Source organism: Micromonospora sp. NPDC048898 (assembly GCF_043198035.1).
Taxonomy (GTDB): domain Bacteria; phylum Actinomycetota; class Actinomycetes; order Mycobacteriales; family Micromonosporaceae; genus Micromonospora.
Genome location: NZ_JBICUF010000001.1, coordinates 230,175 through 257,034 on the forward strand (window position 1 = coordinate 230,175; position 26,860 = coordinate 257,034).

Consider the following 26,860-nt stretch of genomic DNA (forward strand, 5'->3'; position numbering starts at 1 on the left):
CAACCTAGTGCCAGCCGGCAACCATCCTCCCTCGCCGCCCGCCCGGGCCGGCCGGTGGTCAGTCACGCAACCGCCAGATCCGGTACGAGCCGCCGGTGCCGGCGCACAGCACGTTGCCCGAGATCGCCTGGCACTCCCCGGTGGCCTCCGGCAGCACGTCCACGATGCGCGTCTGGCCGGCGCGGACGTCCAACTCCCCGACCAGCACCCCGCCGTCCGGATTCTGGCGGACGCCGAGCAGCCGGCCACGGGTGTCGACCTCGGACAGCTCCCACCGGCCCAGGTCGGCCAGCTCCCGGCCGGTCAGCGGATCGATGGCGAAGAACTGCCCCGCCGGATCGTTGCTGGTCACGCTGGACAGCAGCCGGCCGCCGGACGGCCAGGCCCACGACCAGCGGTCGCTGCGCCAGCGCACCTCGCCGGTCGCGGGGTCGACCGCCCACAGCCCGGCGGAGCGGGTACGCAGACACAGGACGCTACCGCAGCCCTGGACGATGTCGACCTCGCCCGCCGTGGTGCTCCAGCGCCGGTCCAGCCGGTCCAGCCCGTAGGCGGTGATCGCCTTCGGGTCCCCACCGACGGTCAGCACCAGGTCGTCCACCACCTGCACGAAGGTGAGTGGCCCACCGCCGGGTGGGCGCAGGTCGGCGCGCACCAGCACCGCGCCGGTCCGCGTGTCGCGCACCTCGACCGGCCCGTCCACGTCGGTGAACACCAGCCGCTCGGCCTTCTCGTCGGCGAGCTGCGCGTCGACGCCGACGGTGGGGGCGGTCACCTGCCAGCGCACCGTGCCACAGCAGGGATCGACCGACCGCAGGCGGACCGGCTCCTCCTCGCCGTTGGACCGCAGCAGCAGGTTGCCGTCGGCCAGCTCGACGGGGCTGTCCGGCTGCTGCCAGCGGTACGCACCGGTGGCGCGGTCCAGCGCCACGGTGAGGCTGGCCTGCGGGTCCGCGCCGATCTCGTAGCCGGTGACCAGCAGCATTCCGCTCTTCGGCAGGATCCCCCAGTAGCGGGCCTGCCCGGGCAGCGCCACGTCCCAGACCCGCTCACCGTCGGACAGCCGGAAGGCGGCGAGCCGCCACTGCGGCGCCTGAGCGGTGACCGGGTTGATCACCAGGACCAGGTCGCCGTCGACGAGCACGTCGGCACCGGCCTGGGCGGGCACCGTCACCACGGCCCGCCCCGGCGGTGGCGCGGCGGCGGCGGCGACTGTGGCCAGCACGAGCAGCAGGACCAGCACGCAGCGCAGCGGCCGGCCGTGGGCACGGGGTGGGCGGGGCAGCGACGCGGCGTCCGGCTCCGGGCCGTGCCGCAGCTCGCCGAGGTCGATCACCGAGCCGGTCACCGCGGCATCCGGAACAGCCGGTACGAGCCGTCCACCGACTGGCAGAGCAGGAGGCCGACGACCGCCTGGCAGTTTGCGCCGACGTCCGCGAGCACGTCCAGCACACGCGTCTCCCCGGCGCGGACGTCCAACTCCGCGACGACCATCCCGCCGTCCGGGTGCGGACGCATACCGACGAGCGGGCCGTCGAGGTCGAACTGGGCCAGCTCCCACCGGCCCAGGTCGGCCAGCTTCCGGCCGGTCAGCGGATCGAGCACGACGAACTGCTGGGCCGTGGCGCGCGCGTTGATCGTCGGGACGGCCACCACCCGTCCGTCGTACGGGAAGACCCACGCCCAGCCGTCGCTGCGCCAGCGCACCTGGCCGGTCGCGGGATCGACCCCCCACAGCCCGGCCGCGTGTCGCTGTGGACACAGGACGGGACCGCAGTCATCGACGAAGTCGATCCGCTCGGTCATGGCGTTGCTCCAGCGCTGGTCCAGCCGGTCCAGCCCGTAGGCGGTGATCCTGGGCGGCACCGGGCGGGTGGCCAGCAGGAGGTCGTTCACCACCTGTACGGTCTCGAACGACCCGCCGTCGGGTGGGCGCAGGTCGGCCCGGGCCAGCTCCGTGCCGGTGATCGCGTCGTGCACTTCGGTGAACCCGTTCCTGCGGTGCAGGAGCACCCGGTCCACTCCGCGGGGGTTGTGCCGGAGGTTGACGTAATCGGCGGCGTCGGGCAGCTGCCAGCGCACGGTGCCGCAGCAGGCATCGACCGCACGCAGGCTGACCGGCTCGTCGTCGGCGCCGGACTGCAGCAACACGTTGCCGTCGGCCAGCGGGTTGGGGCGGCCCGGCTGCTGCCAGCGGTACGCCCCGGTCTTCCGGTCGAACGCCAGGGTCAGGATGCTCCCCTCGGGCGGCGGCGCCTCATAGACCGTGACCAGCAGGGTCCCGCCCGCCACCATGATCCCCCAGTTGCGGCCCTGCACCGGCACCGCGGTCTGCCAGAGCAATCCGCCGTCGGGCAACCGGAAGGCGCTCATCCGCCGCCGCGTCGGCTGCTCCGGGTCCGGGTCGAGCACCACGAACAGGTCGGCGGTGAGCAGCGTCTCGGCGGCGAGCTGTGCGGGCAACGTGACCGCGGCCGGGCGGCGCGGCGGCACGGCGGCGGAGACGAGCGTGGCCAGCACGAGCAGCAGGACCAGCGCGCAGCGCAACGGCCGACCGGTCGCGCGGGGCGGACGGGGCAGCGGCTCCGGATCCGGGCCGTGCCGCAGCTCACCGAGGTCGATCACCGGGCCGGTCACGATCGCAACCGCCACAGCGCGGTCGAGCCGTCGAGACGCTGGCAGAGCAGGATCGGTAGCGACGCCTGGCAACCGCCCGCGATGTCCGGCAGCACGTCGAGGATCCGCGCCCGGCCGGCCGCCAGGTCCAGTTCGGCGACGACCAGCCGGCCGTCGTCCCCGTGCCGCAGCCCGACCAGCGGATCGTCCCGCCAGAGCACCGGCAGCAGGTCCCAGTCGCCCAACTCGGCGCGCGTCCGCCCGGTCGCCGCGTCACGCACCGCGTACCGCCGGCCGGAGCCGGCCATCAGCAGCCGTTCGCCGCGCACGTCGGCAAGCAACTCCCGGCCCGGGTCCGACCAGCGCACCGCGCCGGTGGCCGGATCGAGGACCTGAAGGCTCCCGTCCTGCCCCGACACGCAGAGCAGGTCGGCACAACCGACCACGAAGGACACCGGGGACACCTGGGCGGTCCACCGGCGCTCCAGCCCGGCCAGCCCGTAGGCCACCACCGTCGGGACATCACCGGGTGTGAGGAGCAGCAGCAGGTCGTCGACGACCTGGACCCGCTGGAACACCGATGGGTCGCCGGGCAGCGTGTCGACGCTGCGCAGCGGGCGACCGCTGTCGGCGTCGTGCACCTGGACCTCGCCGTTGGGTTGCACCAGGACGAACCTGTCGATCCGACCGTCGCTGACGTGGAAGCCGGGGCCGGTCGGCGACAGCAGGGGCACCGACCAGAGCACCCGGCCGGTGGCGGGCTCGATCCGGCTCATCCGGTCCGCCCCGTTCTGACGGATGTCCGTCAGCAGCAGCCCCCCGTCGGCGATCGGCACGGGGGCACCCCCGTGCCGCCACCGCTGCTGGCCCGTCTCGGCGTCGAAGGCGGTGGTCTCGATCACCCCGTCTTCGGCATCGACGCTCGTGGCCAGCACCAGCCCCCGCTCGACCCGGACGCCGAGATAATCGTCGCCGCGCGGCACCGGCGCCCGCCACCGCGCACCGGCGCCGTTCGGTGCCGGCCGGGCGTACACGGTCAGGTGCCGGTCCGCATCGGGTGTCGGCGGGTCGATGACGATGACGCCGTCCGCGGTGAGGAAGGCGGTGTCCGCCCGCGACGCCGGCACCACGGTCATCGTCCGTCGCGGCTGCGGTGTGGCGCCGGCCAGCAGTACCAGGGTGAGCAGCAGCACGGCGGCGCCGCGCACCGGGCGGCCGGCGGCGCGTGGCCGGCGGACCGGCGGACCGGCTGTCGACTCGTCCCCGATCTCACCCAGCTCGATGATCGACAACGACCGTCCCTCCGTGATCGCGCCGTGCTGGTCGTCGAGTGACGTCCGGCAAACCGACCGTGAGTGCACCGGGCCGGCAAAAGCGACGGACCCGCGCCTGTACGATGGCGCGTCGTGGCTGTGCCGGTGGTAGACCCTTCGCTGAATCCCGTAACCGATGCCGACCCGGCCGAGGTCGAGCCGACACGGCGGCCCCGACGCCGCCCGGCCCGCGCCGACCTGTTGGCTCTCGGAGCCTATGTGCTGCTGGGCATCTTCGTCTGCCTCAACTACTGGGGTGACGTCACCGGCCGGGTTTCCTCTCACCTGCCCACCGACCACAGCTGGTTCGAGTGGTTGTTCGCGCACGGCGCGTACTCGGTGCGGCACCTGGAGAACCCGCTCTTCACGGCCCGGCAGAACGCCCCGGACGGGGTGAACATGATGGCCAACACCTCACTGCTCGGGGTGACCCTGCCGCTGGCCCCGCTGACCATGCTGCTCGGCCCCCAGGTGATGTACGCGCTCTACCTGGGCGCCGCGCTGGCGGCCACCGCCGGCACCGGGTACTGGATGCTCTCCCGGCACCTGGTGCGCTCCCGGGCGGCGGCGTTCGTCGGCGGCGCGTTCCTCGGCTTCGCGCCGGGAATCATCCACCACGCCAACGGTCAGCCCAACTTCGTGTCCAACTTCCTGTTGCCACTGATCGTGGTGCGGGTGCTGCGCCTCGCCGAGCCGGGCCGGTGGCGGCGCAACGGGCTGGTGCTCGGCGCGCTGGTGACGTACCAGATCTTCATCAACGAGGAGATGCTGCTGCTCACCGCGCTGGCCTGCCTGGTCGTCGTGCTGGCGTACGCCGTGCAGCGACCGCGCGCCGCCTGGGCCGCCGCCGGCACGTTCGCGGCCGGTCTGGGGGTCGCCGGCGGGCTGGCCCTGGTGCTCGCGGCGTACCCGATCTGGTTCCAGTTCAACGGCCCGCAGTCCTACCGGGGGTTGCAGGGCGGCGTCTTCCACAACTGGGGCGAGGACCTGATGGCCTTCGTCACCTTCGCCCGGGACACCTGGGCCGGTGACCCGGCGGTGGAGCAGACGATCGGGCTGACCGAGCAGAACACCTGGTTCGGCTGGCCGCTGGTGCTGCTCTCGCTGGTGTCCCTGGTCCTGCTCGTGCGCCGGTCGCTCGTCACGCGGATCGTCGCGGTGCTGATCGTGGTGTTCACCGTGGCCGCGATCGGGCCGATGGTGCGCTTCGACGGTGTGGAGACCACCGTGCGTGGCCCGTGGTCGTACGTGCCGGACGACCTGCCGCTCGTCGAGATGATGATGCCGACCCGCCTGACGCTCGTGGTCGCCGCCGCGGTGGGCGTACTGCTGGCGTTGACCTGGGACGCCGCGCACCGCCAGGGGCGCGCGGTGGCCGACCCCGCGCGGGTGCCGGCCCAGCGCGGCGGCGAGCCGACCCCGGCGACGTCCGACGACCCGGGCGCACCCGCGCCGGTCGCGGCGCGCCGTCGGTGGCTGCGCCCGCTGGGGTACGCGGCGGTCACCCTCGCCGTGCTGCCGCTGCTGCCCCGACCGCTGCCCGCCCAGCAGATCGACCCGCCGCCGCACTTCATCACCGCGGGCGGCTGGCGACCGTACGTGCCGGCGGGCCGGACCCTGGTGCCGGTGCCGATCCCGAGCAACGTGCACGGCCTGCCGACGCTGCGCTGGAGTGCGCTGACCGGGCAGGAGTTCCCCGTCCCGGGCGGCTACTTCATCGGGCCGAACGAGCTGGGCGAGGGTGTCTTCGGCGCGCCGAACCGGCCCACCAGCACCCTCGTCTACTCCACCATGGACAAGAACGCGGTCCCGGTGCTCACCGACGAGAACCGTCGCCAGGCCGTCGAGGACCTGCGGTTCTGGCGGGCGTCGGTGGTGGTGCTCGGGGCGCACCCCCGCGAGGCGGTGCTGCGTGAGCTGGTCACCGGCCTGATCGGGCCGCCCCAGCGGGTCGACGACGTCTGGGTCTGGGACGTCCGCGCCCTGGTGGGCTGACTAACCGACGCGGTCCCGGACGTCCCACACCCACCCGCCGTCGACCGGTCGACCCGGGCCGAGCAGATCGTCGACGGTCCGGCGGACCGCGTCACCATGGTCCAGTCGGCCGAGCACGACAAGCGCGGCGCGCCAGTGCCGCAGATCCTCGACGGCCTGGTCACGATCGGCGTCGCCGAGCACCGGCACGGTGCCGGACTCGGCCACCCGACGTAACAGCACCGACGTGGGCCGGTCCGGCGCGCCCCAGCGGGCCGCCGGGTCGTCCGGGCCGCTGGGGCCGATGAAGTAACCACCCGGCGCGGGAAACGCCAGACCGGTACGCGCCGACCAGAGCATCACCGCGCTGCGCCCGGCACCGGTGACCGGGGGCACCCCGACCACGGTCCGGCCGGGCGGCACCAGCGCACGCCAGCCGCCGTCGGCGACGAACGCCGGCACCGGCGCGACCGGCACCACCCGGATCGGCGTCGGGACCAGGGGCAGCAACGCGGCGGCGACCGCGCCGGCCCACAGCAACCGCACCGGCAGGCCCGGCGCCGCCGCCGGCCCGCGCACGGTGCGGACCCGGTCCAGGGAGAGCGCCACCAACACACCCAGCACCGGTACGCAGACCAGCGCGAACCGGGCCGGCACGGCGAGGTCCAGCAGTGGCAGCCCGGCGACCAGCCGGTACGGCCCCGGGATGCCCGTTGCGGTGCCGTCCACCCGCACCTCGGTGCCGAGCGAGAGCAGGGCGAAGACCAGGCCACAACCGCCCAGTGCCCGGACCAGTGCTCGGCGCCACTGCCAGATCACGATCACCACGGCGAGTACCACCAGCCCCGGGCCGAAGAACGAGTTCTCCTCGGTCGGGTTCGGCGACAGCAACCCCGGCAGCCAGTCGTCGCCGAGGACTGTCTGCCGGGCCGACGCCGTGAACGACGCGGCGTCCAACTGGAAGCCGTGCGTGTCGAACGCCATCCCCGAGTAGTGCTGCGGGCCGTGGAACTGGAACCACAGCGGGTACGCCAACAGCACCGCCGCCACCCCGGCCGCCACCGCGAGCCGGCCGACGAGGGCCGGTGCGAGCCGGCGGGCGGCCCCGGAGTCGGCGAGCGCGTAGCCCAGCGCGAACACCCCGGCCGCGAGCGCGAGGAAGACCAGCACCTCCTCACCGACGAAGACCTGCCAGACGAGCAGCAACCCGAGGCTCACACCGGGCCGCCACACGCCGTGGCGCGCCGTATCGGACAGCGGCCGGAACACCAGGGCGAGGATCGCGGGCACCAGGAACTGTGCGGCGATGTGCAGGTGTGCCCCCGCCTGGGCGACCATGCCCGGGGCGAAGCCGCAGACCAGCCCGCCGACCGCGGCCGCGCAGCGGCTGGTGACCAGCCGGCGGCGCAGCAGCGCGTACCAGGCGGCAGCGGTGCCGGCCAGACAGCAGACGACCGCCACACAGAACGCCACCTGCGACCCGAAGAGCAGGGTGACCGGGGTCAGCGGAACACCCAGGCCGAGCACCGACGTGTTCGCCATCAGGTTGACCCCGTCGGGCGCGTTCAACCCGGCGCTGTAGAGCGGGTTCTCCCCCGCGACCACGGCATGCGCCGCGTGGGCCAACATCCACTCGAAGAGGATCTGGTCCCCCGCCTGGTGGAACAACCGCCACGGATGACCCCACTGGGCGCTGGTCAGCACCACAGCCAGGCCCAGGTAGCCGGCCACCACCAGCACGTCACGCAGCCGTGCCGACCGGGACGCGCTGGCCGCCGCCGGGGGCGACGTGGTCTCCGACGTCGTCCCGGTGGTCATCAGACCGAACGGTCGGTGAGTGTCCGGACGTCCCAGACCCAGACGTCCAACTCCTGGCGGCCCGGGCCGACCAACTCCTCGACAGTCCGTCGCAGCGGCTCGGCGTTCTGTTGCCGCACGGGCAGCACCAGGATCGCCGCCCGCCAGTGCCGCAACTCGTCGGTGAATCGACGGCGCTGCCGGTCGTCGAGCTTCGGCGTACGACCGGTGGTCGCCACCTCCTCCAGCATCTGGCCCACCCCGCTGGGGCGGCCCCCGAACCGGCCCGCGTCACCGGTGTTGCCGTTTCGAGGTGCGAGGAAGTAGCCGCCGGGGATCTTGAAGTCGAGGTTGGTGGCCGCCGCCCAGCGCATGCCGTGCGTGTTGCCCATGCTGGGCACCGGGATCGGCACCAGCGTCTGGTCCGGCCCGACGTACGCCCGCCAACGGTCCGCGGTGATGAAGTCCGGCACCGGCGGCCGAGACACCATCCGCAGCGGCATCGGGGCGATCGGCAGCAGCGCGAACGCCAGGCCGGCGGCGGTGAGCGTCCGTACGGTACGCCTGTCGACCGGACGCAACGCCCAGGCCCGCTCGACGGCGAGCGCGAGCAGCAGACCGATCACCACGCTGGTGATCAGACCGAACCGGGTCGGCACCACCGCGTCCAGCAGCGGCAGGTGCACCAACCACTGCCACGGCCCGGTGACCACGTCCCGGTCCCACCAGGAGACCCGCTCGCCGAGCGAGAGCACGGCGAAGAGCAGGCCCGTCGCCGCGAGCGCCCGGACGATCAACTCCCGGCGCAACCAGACCACGATGCCGATGGCGATCATGGACAGGCTCCAGCCGAAGAAGGCGTTCTCCTCCGAGTAGTTCGGCGCGAGATTGATGTTGGCTCGCTGGTTGCCGCCGAGGGTGGGCGAGCCCGGGGCGAAGAAGGCGGCGATGTCGTTGCCGTAGTCCTTCACCGCGTCGCTGAGGCCGTGGTAGGCCATCGGCCCGGCGAACTGCACGTACAGGGGGTACGCCAGCAGCGCCCCGGCCAGCAGCGCACAGGTCACCACACCGGCGCCCAGGGGCCGCCACGCCGCCCGCCAGCGGGCCGGCTCCTGCACGAGCACCGCCAGCAGGAAGACGCCGCACGCCAGCGCCGTGAAGAGCAGAATCTCCTCGTTGATGAACGCCTGCACGGCGACCAGCAGGGCGAGCAGCGCGCCGTCCCGGACCGGCTTGCGGGAGCGGGTCAGCACCAGCACCCGCCAGACGATGAACGGCAGCAGGAACTGGCTGATGATGTTCGGGTGCCAACTGGCGTGCGAGAGCATCGCGGGCGAGAACCCGCAGAACCAGCCGCCGACCGCCGCCGCGAGCGGGACCCGCACCACGTGGCGGGACAGCATCAGGTACCAGGCCATGGCGGTGCCGGCGAGGCCGAGCGTCACCAGCACCACGAAGGAGACCGCCGGCCCGAACAGCAGCGTCACCGGGACCATCGGAATGCCCAACGCCAGCACCGCCGTGTTGGCCATCAGGTTGACGCCGTCGGGATAGTTGAACTGCTCGGTGTAGAACGGGTACTCGCCGTGCAGCACCACGCGTACCGAGTGGGCGAGGAAGAACTGCACCTGGGCCGGATCACCGGTGTAGAGCGAGGCCACCCGACCGGACGGGTCCAGCCAGATCCGGCTGGTCACCCACACCGCGGCCAGCAGGAACAGGCCGCCCACCGCCAGGTGCTGCCGCCGCCGGGTCCACCGACGCCACCAGGCCCGTGCCGGTACGGCCGCCGCGTCCTCCGCAGACCCGGCCGGAGCCTCCACGGCAGCCTCAGCCGAGGCCTCCACGGCAGCCGGCGCAGCAGCCTCAGCCGAGGCCGGCGCGGCGGAAGCCGGCGCAGCAGCCTCGGCCGGGGCGGGCGTGGCGGCCTCGGCGGGGGTGGCGAGCGTGGGGCCGGTGGCGCGCTGGGCCTCCGTCGAGGCGGTGGAGGTGCTGGTCAGCGCGGCGGGGCCAATGAAGAGACCGGCCGGAGTGCGATAGCTCACCATCTCGTCGGAGCCGGCTGCCGACTCCGGGTGCGGCGCGGGCAGGGCGCGGGACTCGGCAGGCGTCACAGTCGGCGGAGTCTACCGGAGCTACGAAAACCCACCATAGCCCCGGTGAGGTCCACTGTGGCTGCTCCGGCGACGGCCACCGGAGGTCCCGCATCGGACATCTCGTACTATGGCGCTTTCCGACAGCGACGGCGAGGCGATCGGGGGCGGGCCAGGTGACTCCAGGCCGTCGGTACGGCAGGGCGGTTCCCATCCTGCTGAGCGCACTGCTGGCCACCACGGCGTGCGGTCCGATAGCCGATCGGAAGCCAGCGGACCTGCGGGTCGGGTACGACAGCCTGGACGGCACGCTGGCCGTGTGGCCGCCGCGGGGCGACCTCGCCCGGGACAGCACTGCGACGGCAGCGGTCACCGACGCGGTCCGTGACTGGCGATCACCGGCCGATGACCGTGCGCACCTGCCCTCGTCCGGCATCCTCTTCTCCGGTCGGGTCGACGGCGCCCCGGTGGCGATCGTGGCCGCCGACGTGCCCGGTGAGAGCGCCTCCTGGCTGCTGCAACTCACCCGCGACGGCGACCGGTACGCGGTGACCCGCGCCACCGAATACACCGACCCGGGCTATCTCGTCTACTCCGACGTCCTGCCGATACAGACCGCCGGTGGTCGGCGCTACCTGGTCTCCGCCCGGGTGCAGACCCTGGTCGGGCCACAGGACCGGACGCTGCCCGTCGCGGACGGCCTCAGCGCGCCGGTCGACGTGCCATCCTGCATGGCCGTCGGAGTGACCGCGACCCTCCGAGCCACCGAGTCGTTGCCCCGTGGGCGGGCCGCCGACCGGCTGCTGGACCTGGGCACCGGCACCGTCGATCCGCGCTATCCCCTGATCCGCGACGAGTCCGGCACGGGACGGCGGGCACTGACCGGCCTGGACACCTGCGTGCTGGCCGGTGACCGGGGCCCGTTCGGCAGCATCCCCCGCCGGATCGGCGACCGGGATGCGCCGCGCTCGGTGCCGACGTCCTGGCCGATGGCGAAGCTCATGGTGCGCTCGCTCGGTGAGGTCGCCCTCGGCGGCGGTGCGGCAGCGGAGTTGCAGCAGCTCAGCTGGGACACCGACGCCGGCGCGATGACCGCGGTGATCTACCGACCGGCCGACGGCGGCACGCCCGTCGTCTCGCCCGCCGACCGGGCCACCCCGTTGCAGGCGTACCAACTGCCCATGCCCGGTCAACCGCTGGTGGTGCTCAGTTGGCGGCCCACCCGGGACAGCTCCCTGTCCGTCCCACCGGGCACTCCGCTGCTGGTCGAGCGCCCCGGTCTGGCGGTCATCCCCAGCCCGTCCCGCTCCCAGACCTACAGCCTCGCCAACTCCGACAAAACCCACTACCGCTCAGTAAAACCCCGCTAACCCAACCCCCTCACCCTCACCGCCGCCCCGCCACCCTGCCCCCGCCCGGGTCGATCATGCAGTTGTGGTGCCCTACAAAAGGGGTGAATCATCGCTCATCGGCCACCACAAGTCCATGATCGACGAGTGCGGGGCGCAGGGGGCGGGGACAGGGAGCGGCGGGCGGTCCCGGAGGGGCCGCCCGCCGACGGTGTCGCGGGGTGGTTAGTTTTGTGCGGCCGCGTCGCTGGGGGTGAGGCGGTCCGGGGTGGCGTCCAGGCCGGAGATCCAGCCGGTCACGTTGCGGGCCACGTCCTGCGCGGTCAGGCCCAGGTCGGCGAGGATCTGCGCGCGGGTGCCGTGCGGGTGCCAGTCGGCCGGTACGCCGAGGTCCTTGAGCGGCACCCGGACGTCGGCGTCCCGCATCGCCTGGCCGAGCGCGTCGCCCACCCCGCCGACCCGGACGCCGTCCTCGACGCTGACCACGAGCCGGTGGCGGGCGGCGAGGTCGACCAACTCGGCCGGGACCGGGCGCACCCAGCGGGGGTCGACGACGGTGACCCCGTAGCCCTGCTCGGCGACCCGGGCGGCGACCTCCATGCCCAGCTGCCCGAAGGAGCCCACGGCGACGAGCAGCACGTCGGTGCGTGCCGACTCGGCCAGCACGTCGACCGGGCCCACCCGGCGTAGCGCCGGCAGGTCCGCGGCGACCGCGCCGGTCGGGAAGCGCACCACCGTGGGGCCGTCGTCGACGGCGACCGCCTCGCGCAACTCCTCGCGCAGCGTGGCCGCGTCCCGGGGAGCGGCGATGCGCAGCCCCGGCACCACACCGAAGACGGACATGTCCCAGATGCCGTAGTGGCTGGGGCCGTCCGGGCCGGTGATGCCGGCCCGGTCCAGCACGAAGGTCACCGGCAGCTTGTGCATCGCCACGTCCAGCAGGACCTGGTCGAAGGCGCGGTTGAGGAAGGTGGCGTAGACCGCGACCACCGGGTGCAGGCCGCCGAGCGCCAGCCCGGCCGCCGAGGTGGCGGCGTGCTGCTCGGCGATGCCCACGTCGTACACCCGCTCGGGGTATTTGCGGGCCAGCTTGGCGATGCCGGTCGGCTCGGCCATCGCGGCGGTGATGCCCACGACGTCCGGGCGTTCGTCGGCGACGGCCAGCAGCTCGTCGGCGAAGACGTGCGTCCACTTCACCGAGGGGGCGGCCAGCAGCGCGCCGGTCTCGACGTCGAAGGCGCTGCCGGGGCCGTGCAGGCAGTCCGCCTCGTCCTCCTCGGCGGGACGGTAGCCGTAGCCCTTGCGGGTGACCGCGTGCACGATGACCGGGCCGCCGAAGTTCTTCGCCGCGCGCAGCGCCGCCTCGACCGCCGCCACGTCGTGCCCGTCCACCGGGCCCACGTACTTGATGCCGAGGTCCTCGAACATGGCCTGCGGGGCGACCGCGTCCTTGATGCCCTTCTTGACCGCGTGCAGCACCTCGTACATCGGCTTGCCGACCAGCGGCGTGGAGCCGAGGGCGTCCTTGACGGTGTCGAGGACCTTCTCGTAGCCGGGGTTGAGCCGCAGCGAGGAGAGGTGGTCGGCGAGGCCGCCGATGGTCGGCGAGTAGGACCGGCCGTTGTCGTTGACCACGATCACGAGGGAGTTGCCGGCGGTGGCGATGTTGTTCAGCGCCTCCCAGCACATGCCGCCGGTCAGCGCGCCGTCGCCGACCACGGCCACGACGCTGCGCGCCTCGCCGCGAAGGGCGTACGCCTTGGCCAGGCCGTCGGCGTAGGACAGGGCGGTCGAGGCGTGCGAATTCTCGATGAGGTCGTGCTCGCTCTCCGCCTGGCTGGGATAGCCGGAGAGCCCACCGCGCTGGCGGAGCTTGTCGAAGCCGGCCTGACGCCCGGTGAGGATCTTGTGCACGTACGACTGGTGACCGGTGTCGAACAGGAGCCGGTCGCGCGGGGAGTCGAAGACGCGGTGCATGGCCAGCGTCAGCTCGACCACACCGAGGTTGGGCCCGACGTGCCCACCGGTGCGGGAGACCTTGGCGATCAGGAAGTCCCGGATCTCGGCGGCGAGGACGTCCAGTTCCTCACCGGACATCCGCTTGACGTCCTGCGGACCGCGGACCGTGCCCAGCAGCCGGCCGTGGTTGGCCGTGTCCTCTTCAACGCTCATGACCGGAGAGTCTATCGGCCGCCCGACACTCCGCAGCCCGGGCCGAGCGCCCCGAGCCGCGCGGGCCGACTGAGCGCCTGGTCAGAGCCGGGCCGGTGGGCTGCCGGGGTACGCGGATCTCCGGTCAACGCCCGACCGGGGGCAGCAGCAGCCCGACCTGCTCGACGTGCTGCGTCATCGGGAACAGGTCGAAGCCCCGCAGCGCCGCCAGCCGCCAGCCCAGTTCGGTGAAGGTGCGCACGTCCCGGGCGAAGGCCGCCGGGTCACACGCCACGTACGCGACCGCTCGCGGGCCGGCGGCGACGATGTCCCGCACGACCTGGGCGCCCGCGCCGGAGCGCGGCGGGTCGAGCACCACCACGTCGACCGGGCCGGTGATCCGTCGGCGGGTCAGCGCGGTCTCCACCCGGGCGGCGACCACCTCGACCTGGGGCAGGTCGGCCAGGTTGGCCCGGGCCGCGTCGACCCCGTCCCGGCTCGACTCGACGAGGGTGATCCGGGCGTCGCCGACCCGGCCGGCGAGAGCCGCGGCGAACAGCCCGGCACCGCCGTAGAGGTCCCAGGCGGTCTCGCCCGGCTGCGGGTCCAGCAGCTCCAGCACCGCCGTGCGGAGAGTGTCCGCCGCGGCGGGGTGCACCTGCCAGAACGCGGACGCGGGTAGCGTCCAGTCCCGTCCGGCGGCCACCTCGCGGACCTCCGTCGGGCCACTGACCGGGGTGGGCGCCCCGTCGCGGACCTCGGTGACTGTCACGTCCCCGCCGGTGCTGGCGACGGTCTCCACCGCCTCGGCGGCCGGCCAGCGCTCGGTGAGCACCGGCAACTGCTGGATGGCGGGGTGGGCGATCCGGCAGCTGTCGATCGGCACCACCTCGTGCGACCGGTGCTTGAGCAGGCCGGCACGGTCGGCGGCGTCCACGGCGTAGCGGACCCGCGAGCGCCAGCCCAGCAGCCCGCCGGGCAGTGCCTCGACCTGGACGCCGAGCCCGTCCAGCTCGACGTCGGTCAACCCGCCCAGGCGGACGAGCTGTTCGCGGATCACGGCGGTCTTCCAGGCCAGTTGCGCGGCCGGGGCGACGTGCTGGAGGTCGCAGCCGCCGCAGGCGCCCGGCTTCGCGTACGGGCAGGGTGGCTCGACCCGGTCCGGGGAGGCGTCCAGCACGGTGACCGCGTCGGCCCGGACGAACCCCCGGTGCACCTCGGTGACCTCGGCGACGACCCGTTCGCCGGGCAGCGCGTGCCGGACGAAGACGACCTGCCCGTCCACCCGTGCCACGCAGTGCCCGCCGGGGGCGACCGCGTCGACGGTCAGCTCGACCTGTTCCGCCTCGGCCAGACCACGCTCGAGCAACGACGACGAGGGCGCGGGGGTCGCGGGCTGGCGCCCGCCGAGGTCAGTCACGGTCGGTCCCGACCGGGCCACCGTCGCTCGGACGGCTCTCGGGGGCCGGGGTGGAGACGACCGGCGGGTCGGCTGGCGGCAGGGTGCCCCGCGGCCCGCGTGCCGGGGTCCGCGACAGCGTCGCGTCCAGCCGGTCCAGGTTCTTGCTCGCCGTCGACGCGAGCTGCCACGGCACGCTGACCACCATCACCCCCGGTTCGAAGAGCAGCCGGCCCTTGAGGCGCAGGGCGCTCTGGTTGTGCAGCAGGTTCTCCCACCAGCGGCCCACCACGTACTCCGGAATGAAGACGGTGACCACGTCCCGGGGTGACTTGCGGCGGGTGTTGGCGACGAAGTCCAGGATCGGCCGGGTGATCTCCCGGTACGGCGAGTCGATCACCGTGAGCGGGATGGCCATCTCCCGCCGCTCCCAGTCGGCCTGCAGGTCCCGGGTGTCCTGGTCGTCCACGTTGACGGTCACGGCGGTCAGCGTGTCCGGTCGGGTGGCGCGGGCGTAGGCGATGGCCCGCAGCGTCGGCTGGTGCAGTTTGCTGACCAGCACGATCGCGTGGTTGCGGGCGGGCAGCACGGCCCGGCCCTCGTCCGGCGGGGTCAGCTCGGCCGCCACCCGGTCGTAGTGTCGGCGGATGGCGAGCATCAGCAGGTAGATCACCGCCATGGCGGCAATCGCGATCCAGGCGCCGAGCAGGAACTTGGTGATCAGCACGATGACCAGCACCGTGCCGGTCAGACCCATGCCGAACGTGTTGATGGCCCGGGAGCGGTACATCCGGCGCCGGGCCTCCGCGTCCCGCTCGGTGCGCAGGCGCCGGTTCCAGTGCCGGATCATGCCGGCCTGGGAGACCGTGAACGAGACGAAGACCCCGACGATGTAGAGCTGGATCAGCTTCGTCACCTCGGCCTGGAAGCCGACGATCAGCACGATCGCGAAGAGGGCCAGGAAGGTGATGCCGTTGGAGAAGGCCAGCCGGTCGCCCCGGGTGTGGAACTGGCGGGGCAGGTACCGGTCCTGGGCGAGGATCGAGCCGAGCACCGGGAAACCGTTGAAGGCGGTGTTCGCGGCCAGGAACAGGATCAGGGCGGTCACCCCGGCCAGCACGTAGAGCAGGATCGAGCCGGAGCCGAAGACCGTCTCGCCGAGCTGGGTGGTGACGGTCTTCTGCACGTAGCCGTCCGGGCCGGAGACGATCTGCAGGGCCGGGTCCTCGACGAACTGCAGGTGGGTCAGCCGGGCCAGCCAGATGATCCCGACCAGCATGCTCACCGAGATGGTGCCGAGCAGCAGCAGGGTGGTGGCGGCGTTGCGGCTCTTCGGGGCCTTGAACGCCGGCACACCGTTGGAGATCGCCTCCACGCCGGTGAGCGCGGCGGCGCCCGAGCTGAACGTCCGCAGCAGCAGGAAGACTAGTGCGAAACCGGTCACGCTGTGCTCGGCCTGGATGACCAGGTCGGCGCTGGGCGCACGGAGGTCGTCGCCCAGCACGAAGACCCGGAACAGCCCGGTGAGCAGCATCCCGAGCATCACGATCACGAAGCCGTAGGTGGGGATGGCGAATGCCGTGCCCGACTCGCGCAGCCCGCGCAGGTTGACAGCGGTCAGCGAGACCACCGCGATCACCGCGATCATGACCTTGTGGGTGGCCACGAACGGCACCACCGAGCCGAGGTTGGCCACCCCGGAGGAGACCGACACCGCCACCGTGAGCACATAGTCGACGAGCAGCGCGCTGGCCACCCCGACGCCGAACTTCGGACCCAGGTTGACCGTGGCCACCTCGTAGTCGCCACCACCGGACGGGTACGCGTACACGTTCTGCCGGTAGCTCGCCACCACGGTGAGCATCACCACGACCACGGCCAGCGCGATCCACGGGGAGAACAGGAACGCCGAGGCGCCGGCGATGGAGAGGGTCAGCAGGATCTCGTCGGGCGCGTACGCGACGCTGGACAGGGCGTCGGAGGCGAACACGGGCAGCGCGATGCGCTTCGGCAGGAGGGTGTGCTGAAGTCGGTCGGACCGGAACGGTCGACCGAGGAGAAGCCGCTTCAGCAGCGAGGTGGGACTGGCCACGAACGCCAAGAGTACGACCACCACCATGGGAGCCCGGGGGTGGGCGAGCGTGGCTGCCCGGCACGACGGGGTACGGTCGGTCCCCGCTCCCCACCGGGACGTGGCAGGCTCGCAGTCGTAAGGCCACCGGCAGCCGGAGTGGTACGCACCTTGGGAGGGACAGCGTGCACGTCGTGATCATGGGGTGTGGCCGGGTCGGGTCGACCCTCGCCCACAGCCTGGAGTCCCGGGGGCACTCGGTGGCGGTGATCGACCAGGACGCCGACGCCTTCCGTCGCCTCGGCCCCGACTTCGCCGGGATCACGGTCACCGGGGCCGGCTTCGACGGCGAGGTGCTGCGCCAGGCCGGCATCGAGCGCGCGGACGCCTTCGCGGCGGTCTCCAGCGGCGACAACTCCAACATCATCTCGGCCCGGTTGGCCCGCGAGACGTTCGGCGTGTCCCGGGTCGCCGCCCGCATCTACGACCAGCGCCGCGCGCAGGTCTACGAGCGCCTCGGCATCCCCACCGTGGCGACCGTGCGCTGGACGGCCGACCGGATGCTGCGGCATCTGGTGCCGGAGGGCAACGTGGAGATCTTCCGCGACCCCACGAGCACCGTGTCGATCGTCGAGGTGCCGGTGCACAAGGACTGGATCGGTCGACCGGTACGAGCGCTGGAGGACGCGTCCGGCGCGCGGGTGGCGTATCTGATCCGCTTCGGCATCGGCACGCTGGCCACCGGCTCTACCGTCGTGCAGGAGGGTGACCAGGTGTTCATGCTGGTCAGCGATGACATCGTGGCGACTGTCACGTCGGTGGCGGCGGCGCCGCCGGAAGGGGGGCACTGAGCCATGCGGGTCGCCATCGCGGGCGCGGGCAACGTGGGCCGCTCGATCGCCCAGGAGCTGATCGACAACGGCCACCAGGTGATGCTCATCGAACGTCAGCCCAAGATGCTGCGCCCGGACCGGGTGCCGGCCGCCGAGTGGGTGCTGGCCGACGCGTGCGAGCTGAGCAGCCTGGAGGAGGCCAACGTCGCCGGCTGCGACGTGGTGGTCGCGGCGACCGGCGACGACAAGACCAACCTGGTGCTGTCGCTGCTGGCCAAGACCGAGTTCGCGGTGCCTCGCGTGGTCGCCCGGGTCAACCGGGCCGAGAACGAGTGGCTGTTCACCGAGCAGTGGGGGGTGGACGTCGCGGTCAGCAAGCCGCGGGTGATGGCCGCGCTGGTCGAGGAGGCGGTCACCGTCGGCGACCTGGTCCGGCTGATGACCTTCCGGCAGGGTGAGGCGAACCTCGTCGAGATCACCCTGCCACCGACCGCGCCCTACGTCGGGCAGCCGATCCACGCCGTGCCGCTGCCCCGCGACTCCGCGCTGGTGGCGATCCTGCGCGGCAAGCGGGTCCTGGTGCCCAGCCCGGACGACCCGATCGAGGCCGGCGACGAGCTGGTCTTCGTCTGCACCGCCGAGGTGGAGGACCAGGTCCGTGCGGTGATCCTCGGGCCGGACAGCGTCGAGCGGACCCGCGGCTCCCGCTGAGCGGCCGCGAGCCCGGCGACCCGGGTCGCCGGGCTCAGGCGCCGGGCAGCGGGGTCGGTTGCGGCTCCCGGGTGACCCGGCGCACCGTCCAGACCGTGATCAGCAGCAGCAGCGCGTACGGCGGGTAGCCCAGCGCCAGCCGGGCCACGCCCAGCGCGGTGTCCTGGTGGGCCAGGTAGAGCCCGGCCTGCACGCCCACCTTGGCCAACCACACCACACCCCAGAGCACGGTCAGCTGGGTGAAGGTCCGCACCAGCTTCGGGTCGGCCCGCCACTCCGAGCGGCCCTTGGCGACCAGCACCGACCAGATCCAGCCCACCAGCGGTTGCCGGATGGCCGCCGAGATCAGCAGGGCGATGCCGTACCCGATGCCGTAGAGGATGCCGGGGAGGTAGAAGTCGCGCTCGTCGCCGGTGCGCCAGGCGATGGCGGCGCCGATCCCGACACCGAACAGGCCGTTGACGGCGTGCCGGATCGGCCGGCGCTGGGCCAGCCGCAGCCCGGCGATCAGCAGCGCGATCGCGACCGAGGCGATCACCGCCGGTCGCAGCTCGCCGATGACGTTGGCGAGCACGAAGACGACGACCGGGATGCTGGACTCGACGAGCCCCCGCCAGCCGCCGAGTTGGTCGGCCATCTGCTCGGCGATCGTCGGCAGCGGCTCCTCCTCGGGAGGGCCGGTCTCCGGCTGTGCCGCGCGGTGCTGTCCCGTCGTCATCGCCGGCCTTCCGTCCGCAGCGCCGTCACTTCGGCGAGTCCAGCTCGTAGTAGGGGTTGTAGATGACCTTGCGGTCGTCGCGGACCGCCACCCGGCCCCGGGCGGTCAGGTGCCGGCCTGGCTCGATCCCGGCGATGTGCCGTCGACCCAGCCAGACCAGGGTGACCACGTCGGTGCCGTCGTAGAGGTCGGCCTCCAGGGTGGGCAGGTTGGTGCGCGGCGTGTAGACCACCGTGCGCAGCCGACCAGCGACCGAGACCAGCTGACCCCGCGAGCACTGCTGGGCCGGGACCCCGCCGCACTGGGCGCTCTCCCGACGCAGCTCCTGCGCGTCGATCTCGGCCTCGCTGGCGGTGAACCGTTGCAGGATGCGCCGCAGCGACACCCGGCCCTCGTCGGTCGTCATGACCTCCGCGTCACCCTCTCCACGCTCGCCGTCCCCGGCCGGCCCCGGCGGCGCCGGAACCGTGCCGCCAGCGTACGCCGACGGGGCTGGTTCCGGCGTGCCGGTGTGCGCGGGTCAGACCTGGCGCGGCGCGGCGGTGGCGTTCCCCGCCTCGGTGTCGGTCTGGTCGGAGATCTCCTGGGGCAACCGCAGCGGCAGCGGCTCGCGGACCGGCTTCGCCTCCTGGCCACGGTCGACCACCAGGCCGTCCAGGCACTCGACGAGCGGCCCGGCCATGGCCGGGTCGGTGGCAACCGGGCCCTGGAACACGCCCCGGACCATCCAGCGCGGCCCGTCGATGCCGACGAACCGCAGGTTCGTCGCGCCGTCCGGGGTGTTCACCTGGGCGTGCAGCTCCGGGCCGTACTCGCCGTCGACCTCCTGCGCGCTCGCACCGTCGCGGAGCAGCGACTGACGGATCTCCTCGCGCACCTCGTCCCAGATCCCCTCGGACCGGGGCGCGGCGAAGACACCCAGCTGGAGCGCGTTGTCGCCGTGCACCAACACGACCTGCTGGATCACGCCCTGCGGGTCGGCCTGCACCCGCACCTCGACCTCGGTGATCGCCGGGATGTGCAGACTGCCCAGATCGAGGCGCTGCACGTTGTCGTGGCGCTCCGAGATGTCGTACGGGCCGCGCACCAACGTCGGCGCCGCATCACCCTGGTCCGGGACCTCGACGGCCCGCTCGTCACGGGTGTGCCGTTCGGCATCGGCCCGCTTTCGGGAGAAGATCACTGCGCCTGCCCTCCGCTGTTCACACTCACCCTGCCACCTCTTCCGTCTGCCCGCGGCCCGGCTCGTCTGGCCGCTGCCCGACCCGGTCCTGGCCCGCCGGCGACGGCACCAGCCCGGCGTGACCACCGGTGGACCCGTGCCCGCCGGTCCCACGCCGGGACGCGGGCAGCTCGGCCACCGGCTCGAACCGCGCCCGCGCGACCCGTTGGACCACTAGCTGCGCGATCCGGTCGCCGCGGGAGATCTTCGCCGGCACATCCCGATCATGGTTGATCAGGTTGACCAGGATCTCACCCCGGTAGCCGGCGTCGACCGTACCGGGCGCGTTGAGCACCGTCACGCCGAGCCTGGCCGCCAGGCCGGACCGGGGGTGGACCAGACCCACGTACCCCTCCGGCAGCGCGATGGCCACGCCGGTGGGCACCAGGGCACGACCGCCGGGCGGCAACTCCACGTCCGCGGCCGCCACCAGGTCGGCCCCGGCGTCGCCGGGATGGGCGTAGGTGGGCAGCGGCAGCTCGGAGTCGAGCAGCCGCACGGGCACGGGTACGACGTCGGTCACGGGTCCCCTCTTCTCCTCCGGTTCGCGGGGTGACCCTGCCATCCTGCCGGTTCGCCGAGCCGCCGTGCGCCGTACCCTCGCAGGAGTGAGCATGTCGCCCTCCCCGTCCGCCGATCAGCCGCCGGTCGCCGCCCGCCCGGCGTACGCCGAGCGGCTGGATCTGCCCTGGTGGCTGTGGTTGGCCGGGCTGGTGGCCGCCGCGTTGCTGGCCGTCGAGATCTGGATGGGTGCCGACGGCGTCCGGGCCTGGTTGCCGTTCGCCGTGCTGCTGCCGCTCACCGCCGCCGGGATGTGGTGGCTGGGCCGGATCCGGGTCGCGGTCGTCGACTCCGAGCTGCGGGTGGACGACGCCCGTCTGCCGGTGCGTTTCGTGGCCGACGTGATCCCGCTGGACGTCGCCGGTCGCCGTGAGGTGCTGGGCGTCGGCGCGGACCCGCTCGCCTTCGTCGTGCAGCGCCCGTGGATCGGCGGCGCCGTGCAGGTGGTGCTCGACGATCCGGCCGACCCGACGCCGTTCTGGGTGGTGAGCACGCGGCACCCGGTCGAGCTGGCCGAGGCGGTGCTGACCGCGCGGGACGCCCTGACGCTCTCCCGTCCCCCGGCGGGCGAGCAGGGCTGAGCCGACGCTCCGGCCCCCTCAGGTGCCCGTTGGCGGGCCGGGCAGGGCCGACGGTGACGCGGGTCGGGCGATGCCCCGCCGACGCAGGTCCACCTGGAGCTGCTCGGCCATCTGCTGGGTGGCCCGCCGGTTGAGGAAGCTGGCCACCGCCGCACCGGTCAGGAACGGCCCGAGCGTGGTGAGGTTGCGACCGAAGCGCCGCAGCAGCATGTCCCGCAGCTCCTTGCGGGCGGCGGTGCCGAGCACCGCGCCCACTCCCACACCGGGCACCATGGGGTTGACGCCGCGCTGGGTGGCCCAGGAGTGCACCAGGGCGACCGCCCGCTGACTGCCGGCGTCCGGCAGCGCCACACCGTGGATCTCGTGTAGCTCGCCGACCAGCTTCAGCTCCACCGCGACCACGGCCACCGTCTCGGCGGCGAGCAACACCGGAGCGGAGAGCAGGGTCGGTGCGACAGTCCACTCGACGGCGGCGACTCCCCCACCGGCCGCGCCGATCGCGGCGGTGGTCCGCGACGCGTTGCGGATGAGCCGGTCGGCCAGGGCGGCGTCGTCCAGGCCGGGGAAGTGCTGGCGCAGGGTGTCCAGGTCTCGCACCGGTATGTGCGGAGCGATGTCCGCGACCGCGTCGACCATCCACCGCATGGCGGCACGGGGCTTGAACAGGTCGGAGACGCCCCGGGCACGGGCCTGCCCGACCATCCGGGCCAGCAGCTGACGGCGTCGCGCCGGCTCGATGTCGTCCGCGGTCAACGCGGCGACGGTGGCGCCGAGGTCATCGGAGCCGCCGTCGGTGGCGCCGAGGTTGCCGGAGCCGCCGTCGGTGGCGCTGGCGTGGTCAGTGCCGCCGTCGGTGGTGCCGCCTCGATCGCTCATCGGACCTCCCGGTGCTGTGGCTACCCGCTACGAGTCAAGCAGGTACCCACCACGGCCGCATGCCTACACCGGCAGCGGCGGCCCCGTTCAGGAGGCCGCCGCTGGTGTCGTGGTTGTCAGACGCACTCGCGGCAGATCAGCTCGCCGTTACGCTCGACCGCCAGCTGGCTACGGTGGTGGACCAGGAAGCAGCGGGCGCACCGGAACTCGTCCTGCTGCATCGGAAGCACCTTGACCGTGAGCTCCTCGTCGGCCAGATCGGCACCGGGCAGCTCGAAGCTCTCGGCCACCTCGGCCTCGTCGACGTCCACCGCGCCCGACTGTGAGTCGACGCGCCGTGCCTTGAGCTCTTCCAGGCTGTCCTCGCCGAGGTCGACCTCGTCGCGACGCGGGGCGTCGTAGTCGGTGGCCATCGGTTTCACTCTCCCATATCGATGTTGTCGCTTCCGGTTGTAACGCCGGACGACGCTGTTTCGGTTCCGCTGGCCGGCCGCCACTTGTGTCGGGCACCCGACCCGGGGACCGAACGGGTCGAGCTCGCTGGGGCAACTCCCCTGCGAGCGCGGAACCTTACCCCCCTTGGGCGAGGCATGTATACCGCCCTTGCGGCTGAGATGTACGCCCCTGCACCCGAAGTTGTTCCCAATGTGATTCAGGCGACACGAAGATAGGGGTAGTAGTACCCGGTTCGCGGTCGGCGCGCCGGCATGTCGGGCTGTTTCCACGCGACGGCCGGACAACCGTTAACCTCAGCGGCGTATTCGACGGCCGACGGCCAGTCCGATCGTCGCCGGCTGCCGCCACCCACCTGAAGTCCCGGGAGTGCCCAGATGAGTTTTGCGCGAGTGCGAGCACTCGTCATCGTCGGCCTGCTGGGGGTGCTGGCCCTGGGTTTCGTGATCACCGCGATCGTGCGGGACAGCCAGGGCAACGCAGGCACGGCCCAGGGCTGCCCGGACGGCTGGCCGCTGGCCGACCTGAACCTGCGCGAGCGCAAGGACGTCAAGATCAACGTGCTCAACGCCACGGACCAGCCCGGCCTCGCCCGCACCGTCGCCGACGAGTTGAGCAACCGGCAGTTCCAGGTCCAGAAGACCGCGACCGAGAAGAAGCAGATCAACGCCATCGCGGTCCTGCGATACGGCCCGAAGGGCGTCGGCTCCGCGCACCTGCTGCAGGCGTACTTCCTCAACAACGCCACCCAGGGCTACGACGCGGCGCGCACCGACGACGTCGTGGACGTGGTGCTGGGCAACAACTTCCAGCAGCTCGCCACCACGACCGAGGTCAACCAGTCGCTCGGCGACTCCGGCCCACCGAAGGCACCCAAGGGCTCCTGCCCGTCCCCGCCCGCCAAGTGACGGCGTAACCGGGCGGTCGAGCGATCAGGGCCCGCCGGCGGCGTCCAACTCGGCGAGCCGGTCGTGCAGCGGCGTGAAGAGCGCGGGCGGCGCCGCGACCACCAGGTCCGGCCCCGGCGGCCGACCGGCCAGGCCGGCGACCCGCACGCCCGCCTCGGCGGCCACCAGCCCACCCGCCGCCAGGTCCCAGGCCGCGAGACCCTTCTCGAAGTACGCGTCGAGCCGGCCCTCCGCGACCAGGCAGAGATCCAGCGCGGCGGCACCCAGCCGGCGGATGTCCCGTACGTGTGCGATCAGCCCCGCCACGACCTGGGCCTGGTGCGCACGACGACGGGCGTCGTAGCCGAACCCGGTGCCGACCAGCGCCTGCCCCAGGTCCGTCTCGCCGGAGCAGCGCAGCTGGACACCGTCGCGCCAGGCACCACCCCCGGCCGTGGCCGTCCACTCCTCGCCGGTGTTCACGTTGCGCACCACGCCGGCGACCACCACCCCGTCCACCTCGGCGGCCAGCGACACCGCGCTGTACGGCAGCCCGTACAGGTAGTTGACGGTGCCGTCGATCGGGTCGACGATCCACCGCACCCCGCCCGGCGCGACCGGCCCGGTGTCCCCCGTGCCGTACTCCTCGCCGAGCACCGCGTCGTTCGGTCGCGACCTTCTCAGCGCGTTGAGCACCTGCCGTTCCACAGCCCGGTCCGCCGCGGTGACCACGTCGGTGACCGTGCTCTTGGTCGCGGCCACGGAGACACCCTCGACGCGCATCCGGTACGCGGTGGCCGCCGCGTCCCGCGCCACGTCGAGCGCGATCGCCAAAAGTTCCCGAGGTGACGGCGTCGAACCGGGCATCCCAACGTCCCCTTCCCGCACGACCGGGGTGTTCCGGGCCGCGCGCGGGTATCATCCTTACAAAGTCCAGATCAGCGCCGAATCAGCGGTCCCACCGTCATTACGCAGTGCGGCGCAGGATGATCGCCGCAGACGGCGTTACAATTCACCCCTGCCCACGTGCCACGGGCCGCCGACCACCGGCCGGCCCGGGACGCGAGGGTCCCTCAACCACATCGCCCGGCCGGTTGCCCCACGCTGTGCCGGACGACCCGGCCGTGCCCGCTCTTCGCCTCCGGAAGGTCATTCGTGACAGAACCCCGCCAGACCGGCGCCGACGTTCGCTCGCTCACCGACACCCTGATCGCCCACGCGCAGAGCGCCGGTGGTCAGCTGACGTCGGCCCAGCTCGCGCGCACCGTCGAGTCCGCCGAGGTGACTCCGGCCCAGGCCAAGAAGATTCTGCGGGCGCTCTCCGAGGCGGGAGTGACCGTAGTGGTGGACGGCTCGGCGAGCACCCGCCGCCGCGTCGCCGCGGCCCGGTCGACAACGCCGGCGTCCCGGGCCACCACCGCCAAGACCACCAAGAAGGCCGCCGCGCCGGCCCCGAAGCAGGCACCGGCCGCCGACGACGCGCCGTCGACGCCGCGCAAGGTGGCCGCCCGCAAGGCCACCGGCGCTCCCGCCGAGGGCGCCGTGGCGGCTCCGGCGAAGGCGACCAAGTCGACCCGAGCCACCAAGGCGACGGTCGCCGCGGCTGCCGGCGCCAAGCCGACCAAGGCCGCCGGCAAGGCCAAGGGCGAGGGCGCCGACGGCGAGATCGACCCGGAGGAGTTGGCCGCCGCGATCGAGGACGTGGTGGTCGAGGAGCCGGCCGAGCTGGCCCAGGCTGCCGAGACCGACGCCGCCGCCTCGGCGACCGACAACGACTTCGAGTGGGACGACGAGGAGTCCGAGGCCCTCAAGCAGGCCCGGCGGGACGCCGAGCTGACCGCCTCGGCCGACTCGGTCCGCGCGTACCTGAAGCAGATCGGCAAGGTTCCGCTGCTCAACGCCGAGCAGGAGGTGGAGCTGGCCAAGCGGATCGAGGCCGGGCTCTACGCCGCCGAGCGGCTGCGCGCCGCCGACGAGGGCGAGGAGAAGCTCGTCCGGGACATGGTCCGTGACCTGGGCTGGATCTCCCGCGACGGCGAGCGGGCCAAGAACCACCTCCTGGAGGCCAACCTCCGTCTGGTGGTGTCGCTGGCCAAGAGGTATACGGGACGTGGCATGGCCTTCCTCGACCTGATCCAGGAGGGCAACCTCGGCCTGATCCGCGCGGTGGAGAAGTTCGACTACACCAAGGGCTACAAGTTCTCCACGTACGCGACCTGGTGGATCCGGCAGGCGATCACCCGCGCGATGGCCGACCAGGCCCGCACCATCCGCATCCCGGTGCACATGGTCGAGGTCATCAACAAGCTCGGCCGCATACAGCGCGAGCTGCTCCAGGATCTGGGCCGTGAGCCCACCCCGGAGGAGCTGGCCAAGGAGATGGATATCACACCCGAGAAGGTGCTGGAGATCCAGCAGTACGCTCGGGAGCCCATCTCTCTGGACCAGACCATCGGTGACGAGGGCGACAGCCAGCTCGGTGACTTCATCGAGGATTCCGAGGCGGTGGTCGCGGTCGACGCGGTCTCCTTCTCGCTCCTACAGGACCAGCTCCAGCAGGTGCTGCAGACGCTCTCCGAGCGTGAGGCGGGTGTGGTACGCCTGCGCTTCGGCCTGACCGACGGTCAGCCACGGACGCTGGACGAGATCGGCCAGGTCTACGGGGTGACCCGGGAGCGGATCCGGCAGATCGAGTCCAAGACGATGTCCAAGCTGCGTCACCCGTCCCGGTCGCAGGTCCTCCGGGATTACCTGGACTGAGCGGGTTCGTCAACCGAACGTGTCGTTTTGACCACCTGGTGTGCAACACAGGATGGTGATCGTCCGGATGCACGAATGTGATCGTTGACGTGGCACCCTTGGTGCACGGCACACTGTCCCTGCCAGGTGTGACCTCGGTCCCCCGCGGGCACACAGGGAAGGCAGTGCCTAGTAAGGGTGTTGCACCATAGGTGAGCAACGACCGAAGAGATTGTTCATCGGTGACGACCAGAGGAGGAAGGCGATGACCCCGACCCTCACGCCGCCGCCCGTGACGGCGGCTCCCCCAGCCGCCGATGAACGGTGCGACCGCTGCAATGCTGCCGGGAAGCTCCGGATCACTCTCACGGGTGGGAGTGAGCTGGTGTTCTGCGGGCACCACGCGAACAAGTACGCGGAGGATCTCGTGAAGATCACCGAGCGGTTCGCAACGGAGCCCGATTTCAGCTGGCGTGGCGCCGATCTGATGGCGAACTAAATCCGCTAACCGACATA

23 protein-coding genes are annotated in these 26,860 nt (G+C 72.5%); 8 read left to right on the forward strand and 15 right to left on the reverse strand.

The window, feature by feature from the left end:
• Window positions 1–58: 58 nt before the first annotated feature.
• From ACGFIQ_RS01180 to ACGFIQ_RS01190, 3 genes are read right to left on the reverse strand one after another with little or no spacing between them, the layout of a single operon-like run.
• Window positions 59–1,348 (reverse strand): PQQ-binding-like beta-propeller repeat protein, encoded by a 1,290-nt coding sequence (locus ACGFIQ_RS01180; RefSeq protein WP_393237474.1) that lies wholly within the window; start codon window positions 1,346–1,348, stop codon window positions 59–61.
• A complete protein-coding gene (locus ACGFIQ_RS01185) occupies window positions 1,345–2,637 on the reverse strand; it encodes a PQQ-binding-like beta-propeller repeat protein (protein ID WP_393237477.1) in 1,293 nt (430 codons plus the stop codon). The genes ACGFIQ_RS01180 and ACGFIQ_RS01185 overlap by 4 nt, the downstream gene beginning before the upstream one ends.
• A complete protein-coding gene (locus ACGFIQ_RS01190) occupies window positions 2,634–3,908 on the reverse strand; it encodes a PQQ-binding-like beta-propeller repeat protein (RefSeq protein ID WP_393237480.1) in 1,275 nt (424 codons plus the stop codon). Before ACGFIQ_RS01190 ends, ACGFIQ_RS01185 begins: the two co-directional genes overlap by 4 nt.
• Window positions 3,909–4,028: 120 nt before the next feature.
• Here ACGFIQ_RS01190 and ACGFIQ_RS01195 point away from each other — a divergent pair, with 120 nt between their 5' ends.
• The gene (locus ACGFIQ_RS01195; RefSeq protein WP_393240246.1) at window positions 4,029–5,924 is read left to right on the forward strand and encodes a hypothetical protein; all 1,896 of its coding nucleotides are present in this window, start codon (window positions 4,029–4,031) and stop codon (window positions 5,922–5,924) included.
• Here the strand turns inward: ACGFIQ_RS01195 and ACGFIQ_RS01200 are convergent, their stop codons facing one another.
• Both ACGFIQ_RS01200 and ACGFIQ_RS01205 read right to left on the reverse strand, forming a co-directional pair.
• Window positions 5,925–7,721, reverse strand: a complete 1,797-nt coding sequence (locus tag ACGFIQ_RS01200) for a hypothetical protein (RefSeq protein ID WP_393237483.1) — start codon at window positions 7,719–7,721, stop codon at window positions 5,925–5,927.
• Window positions 7,721–9,814, reverse strand: a complete 2,094-nt coding sequence (locus ACGFIQ_RS01205; RefSeq protein WP_393237486.1) for a hypothetical protein — start codon at window positions 9,812–9,814, stop codon at window positions 7,721–7,723. Before ACGFIQ_RS01205 ends, ACGFIQ_RS01200 begins: the two co-directional genes overlap by 1 nt.
• 155 nt (window positions 9,815–9,969) lie before the next feature.
• On the opposite strand from ACGFIQ_RS01205, the gene ACGFIQ_RS01210 reads away from it, so the two are divergent.
• Complete coding sequence (locus tag ACGFIQ_RS01210; RefSeq protein ID WP_393237489.1) at window positions 9,970–11,163, forward strand: hypothetical protein; 1,194 nt, start codon at window positions 9,970–9,972, stop codon at window positions 11,161–11,163.
• Window positions 11,164–11,367: 204 nt separating this feature from the next.
• On the opposite strand, the gene dxs is transcribed toward ACGFIQ_RS01210, so the two are convergent.
• From dxs to ACGFIQ_RS01225, 3 genes are all read right to left on the reverse strand, one after another.
• Window positions 11,368–13,314, reverse strand: coding sequence for a 1-deoxy-D-xylulose-5-phosphate synthase (gene dxs, locus ACGFIQ_RS01215; protein ID WP_393237492.1), 1,947 nt, complete (start codon window positions 13,312–13,314; stop codon window positions 11,368–11,370).
• Window positions 13,315–13,438: 124 nt separating this feature from the next.
• Entirely contained in the window at window positions 13,439–14,662 is a 1,224-nt protein-coding gene (locus ACGFIQ_RS01220; RefSeq protein ID WP_393240249.1) for a class I SAM-dependent RNA methyltransferase, read from the reverse strand.
• Window positions 14,663–14,705: 43 nt separating this feature from the next.
• Window positions 14,706–16,784 (reverse strand): APC family permease, encoded by a 2,079-nt coding sequence (locus ACGFIQ_RS01225; RefSeq protein ID WP_393237495.1) that lies wholly within the window; start codon window positions 16,782–16,784, stop codon window positions 14,706–14,708.
• Window positions 16,785–16,948: 164 nt separating this feature from the next.
• On the opposite strand from ACGFIQ_RS01225, the gene ACGFIQ_RS01230 reads away from it, so the two are divergent.
• Together ACGFIQ_RS01230 and ACGFIQ_RS01235 are read left to right on the forward strand one after the other, a co-directional pair.
• Window positions 16,949–17,614, forward strand: coding sequence for a TrkA family potassium uptake protein (locus ACGFIQ_RS01230; protein WP_357558899.1), 666 nt, complete (start codon window positions 16,949–16,951; stop codon window positions 17,612–17,614).
• A 3-nt stretch (window positions 17,615–17,617) separates the two neighbouring features.
• Window positions 17,618–18,307, forward strand: coding sequence for a potassium channel family protein (locus ACGFIQ_RS01235; RefSeq protein ID WP_387200705.1), 690 nt, complete (start codon window positions 17,618–17,620; stop codon window positions 18,305–18,307).
• 34 nt (window positions 18,308–18,341) lie between these two features.
• On the opposite strand, the gene ACGFIQ_RS01240 is transcribed toward ACGFIQ_RS01235, so the two are convergent.
• From ACGFIQ_RS01240 to dut, 4 genes are all read right to left on the reverse strand, one after another.
• Complete coding sequence (locus ACGFIQ_RS01240) at window positions 18,342–19,025, reverse strand: DUF3159 domain-containing protein (protein WP_393237500.1); 684 nt, start codon at window positions 19,023–19,025, stop codon at window positions 18,342–18,344.
• Window positions 19,026–19,050: 25 nt separating this feature from the next.
• Window positions 19,051–19,431, reverse strand: coding sequence for an OB-fold nucleic acid binding domain-containing protein (locus ACGFIQ_RS01245; RefSeq protein ID WP_393237503.1), 381 nt, complete (start codon window positions 19,429–19,431; stop codon window positions 19,051–19,053).
• A 114-nt stretch (window positions 19,432–19,545) separates the two neighbouring features.
• Window positions 19,546–20,208, reverse strand: a complete 663-nt coding sequence (locus tag ACGFIQ_RS01250) for a DUF3710 domain-containing protein (protein ID WP_393237506.1) — start codon at window positions 20,206–20,208, stop codon at window positions 19,546–19,548.
• Window positions 20,209–20,233: 25 nt separating this feature from the next.
• Window positions 20,234–20,770 (reverse strand): dUTP diphosphatase, encoded by a 537-nt coding sequence (dut, locus tag ACGFIQ_RS01255; RefSeq protein ID WP_393237509.1) that lies wholly within the window; start codon window positions 20,768–20,770, stop codon window positions 20,234–20,236.
• A gap of 91 nt (window positions 20,771–20,861) precedes the next feature.
• Between dut and ACGFIQ_RS01260 the strand changes: the two genes are divergently transcribed.
• Window positions 20,862–21,389, forward strand: a complete 528-nt coding sequence (locus ACGFIQ_RS01260; protein WP_393240252.1) for a DUF3093 domain-containing protein — start codon at window positions 20,862–20,864, stop codon at window positions 21,387–21,389.
• 18 nt (window positions 21,390–21,407) lie between these two features.
• Here ACGFIQ_RS01260 and ACGFIQ_RS01265 read toward each other — a convergent pair whose 3' ends face one another.
• Both ACGFIQ_RS01265 and ACGFIQ_RS01270 read right to left on the reverse strand, forming a co-directional pair.
• Window positions 21,408–22,265, reverse strand: a complete 858-nt coding sequence (locus ACGFIQ_RS01265) for a hypothetical protein (protein WP_393237512.1) — start codon at window positions 22,263–22,265, stop codon at window positions 21,408–21,410.
• Between the two features lie 116 nt (window positions 22,266–22,381).
• Entirely contained in the window at window positions 22,382–22,678 is a 297-nt protein-coding gene (locus ACGFIQ_RS01270) for a DUF4193 domain-containing protein (protein WP_007075406.1), read from the reverse strand.
• 432 nt (window positions 22,679–23,110) lie between these two features.
• Between ACGFIQ_RS01270 and ACGFIQ_RS01275 the strand changes: the two genes are divergently transcribed.
• Window positions 23,111–23,626, forward strand: coding sequence for a LytR C-terminal domain-containing protein (locus ACGFIQ_RS01275; protein ID WP_393240255.1), 516 nt, complete (start codon window positions 23,111–23,113; stop codon window positions 23,624–23,626).
• Window positions 23,627–23,650: 24 nt separating this feature from the next.
• Here ACGFIQ_RS01275 and ACGFIQ_RS01280 read toward each other — a convergent pair whose 3' ends face one another.
• The gene (locus tag ACGFIQ_RS01280) at window positions 23,651–24,472 is read right to left on the reverse strand and encodes an inositol monophosphatase family protein (RefSeq protein WP_393237515.1); all 822 of its coding nucleotides are present in this window, start codon (window positions 24,470–24,472) and stop codon (window positions 23,651–23,653) included.
• A gap of 288 nt (window positions 24,473–24,760) precedes the next feature.
• Between ACGFIQ_RS01280 and ACGFIQ_RS01285 the strand changes: the two genes are divergently transcribed.
• Together ACGFIQ_RS01285 and ACGFIQ_RS01290 are read left to right on the forward strand one after the other, a co-directional pair.
• Window positions 24,761–26,365: an RNA polymerase sigma factor gene (locus tag ACGFIQ_RS01285; protein WP_393237518.1), complete on the forward strand. Its 1,605-nt coding sequence runs from the start codon at window positions 24,761–24,763 to the stop codon at window positions 26,363–26,365.
• 244 nt (window positions 26,366–26,609) lie between these two features.
• A complete protein-coding gene (locus tag ACGFIQ_RS01290; RefSeq protein ID WP_030489368.1) occupies window positions 26,610–26,843 on the forward strand; it encodes a hypothetical protein in 234 nt (77 codons plus the stop codon).
• Window positions 26,844–26,860: the final 17 nt, after the last annotated feature.

Bases quoted from the DNA above. Each gene is read 5' to 3' on its own strand.
- ACGFIQ_RS01200 (WP_393237483.1), bottom strand. From the start codon at position 7,721: ATGACCACCGGGACGACGTCGGAGACCACGTCGCCCCCGGCGGCGGCC.
- dxs (WP_393237492.1), bottom strand. From the start codon at position 13,314: ATGAGCGTTGAAGAGGACACGGCCAACCACGGCCGGCTGCTGGGCACG.
- ACGFIQ_RS01235 (WP_387200705.1), top strand. From the start codon at position 17,618: ATGCGGGTCGCCATCGCGGGCGCGGGCAACGTGGGCCGCTCGATCGCC.
- ACGFIQ_RS01240 (WP_393237500.1), bottom strand. From the start codon at position 19,025: ATGACGACGGGACAGCACCGCGCGGCACAGCCGGAGACCGGCCCTCCC.
- ACGFIQ_RS01245 (WP_393237503.1), bottom strand. From the start codon at position 19,431: ATGACGACCGACGAGGGCCGGGTGTCGCTGCGGCGCATCCTGCAACGG.
- ACGFIQ_RS01260 (WP_393240252.1), top strand. From the start codon at position 20,862: ATGTCGCCCTCCCCGTCCGCCGATCAGCCGCCGGTCGCCGCCCGCCCG.
- ACGFIQ_RS01265 (WP_393237512.1), bottom strand. From the start codon at position 22,265: ATGAGCGATCGAGGCGGCACCACCGACGGCGGCACTGACCACGCCAGC.
- ACGFIQ_RS01270 (WP_007075406.1), bottom strand. From the start codon at position 22,678: ATGGCCACCGACTACGACGCCCCGCGTCGCGACGAGGTCGACCTCGGC.
- ACGFIQ_RS01280 (WP_393237515.1), bottom strand. From the start codon at position 24,472: ATGCCCGGTTCGACGCCGTCACCTCGGGAACTTTTGGCGATCGCGCTC.
- ACGFIQ_RS01290 (WP_030489368.1), top strand. From the start codon at position 26,610: ATGACCCCGACCCTCACGCCGCCGCCCGTGACGGCGGCTCCCCCAGCC.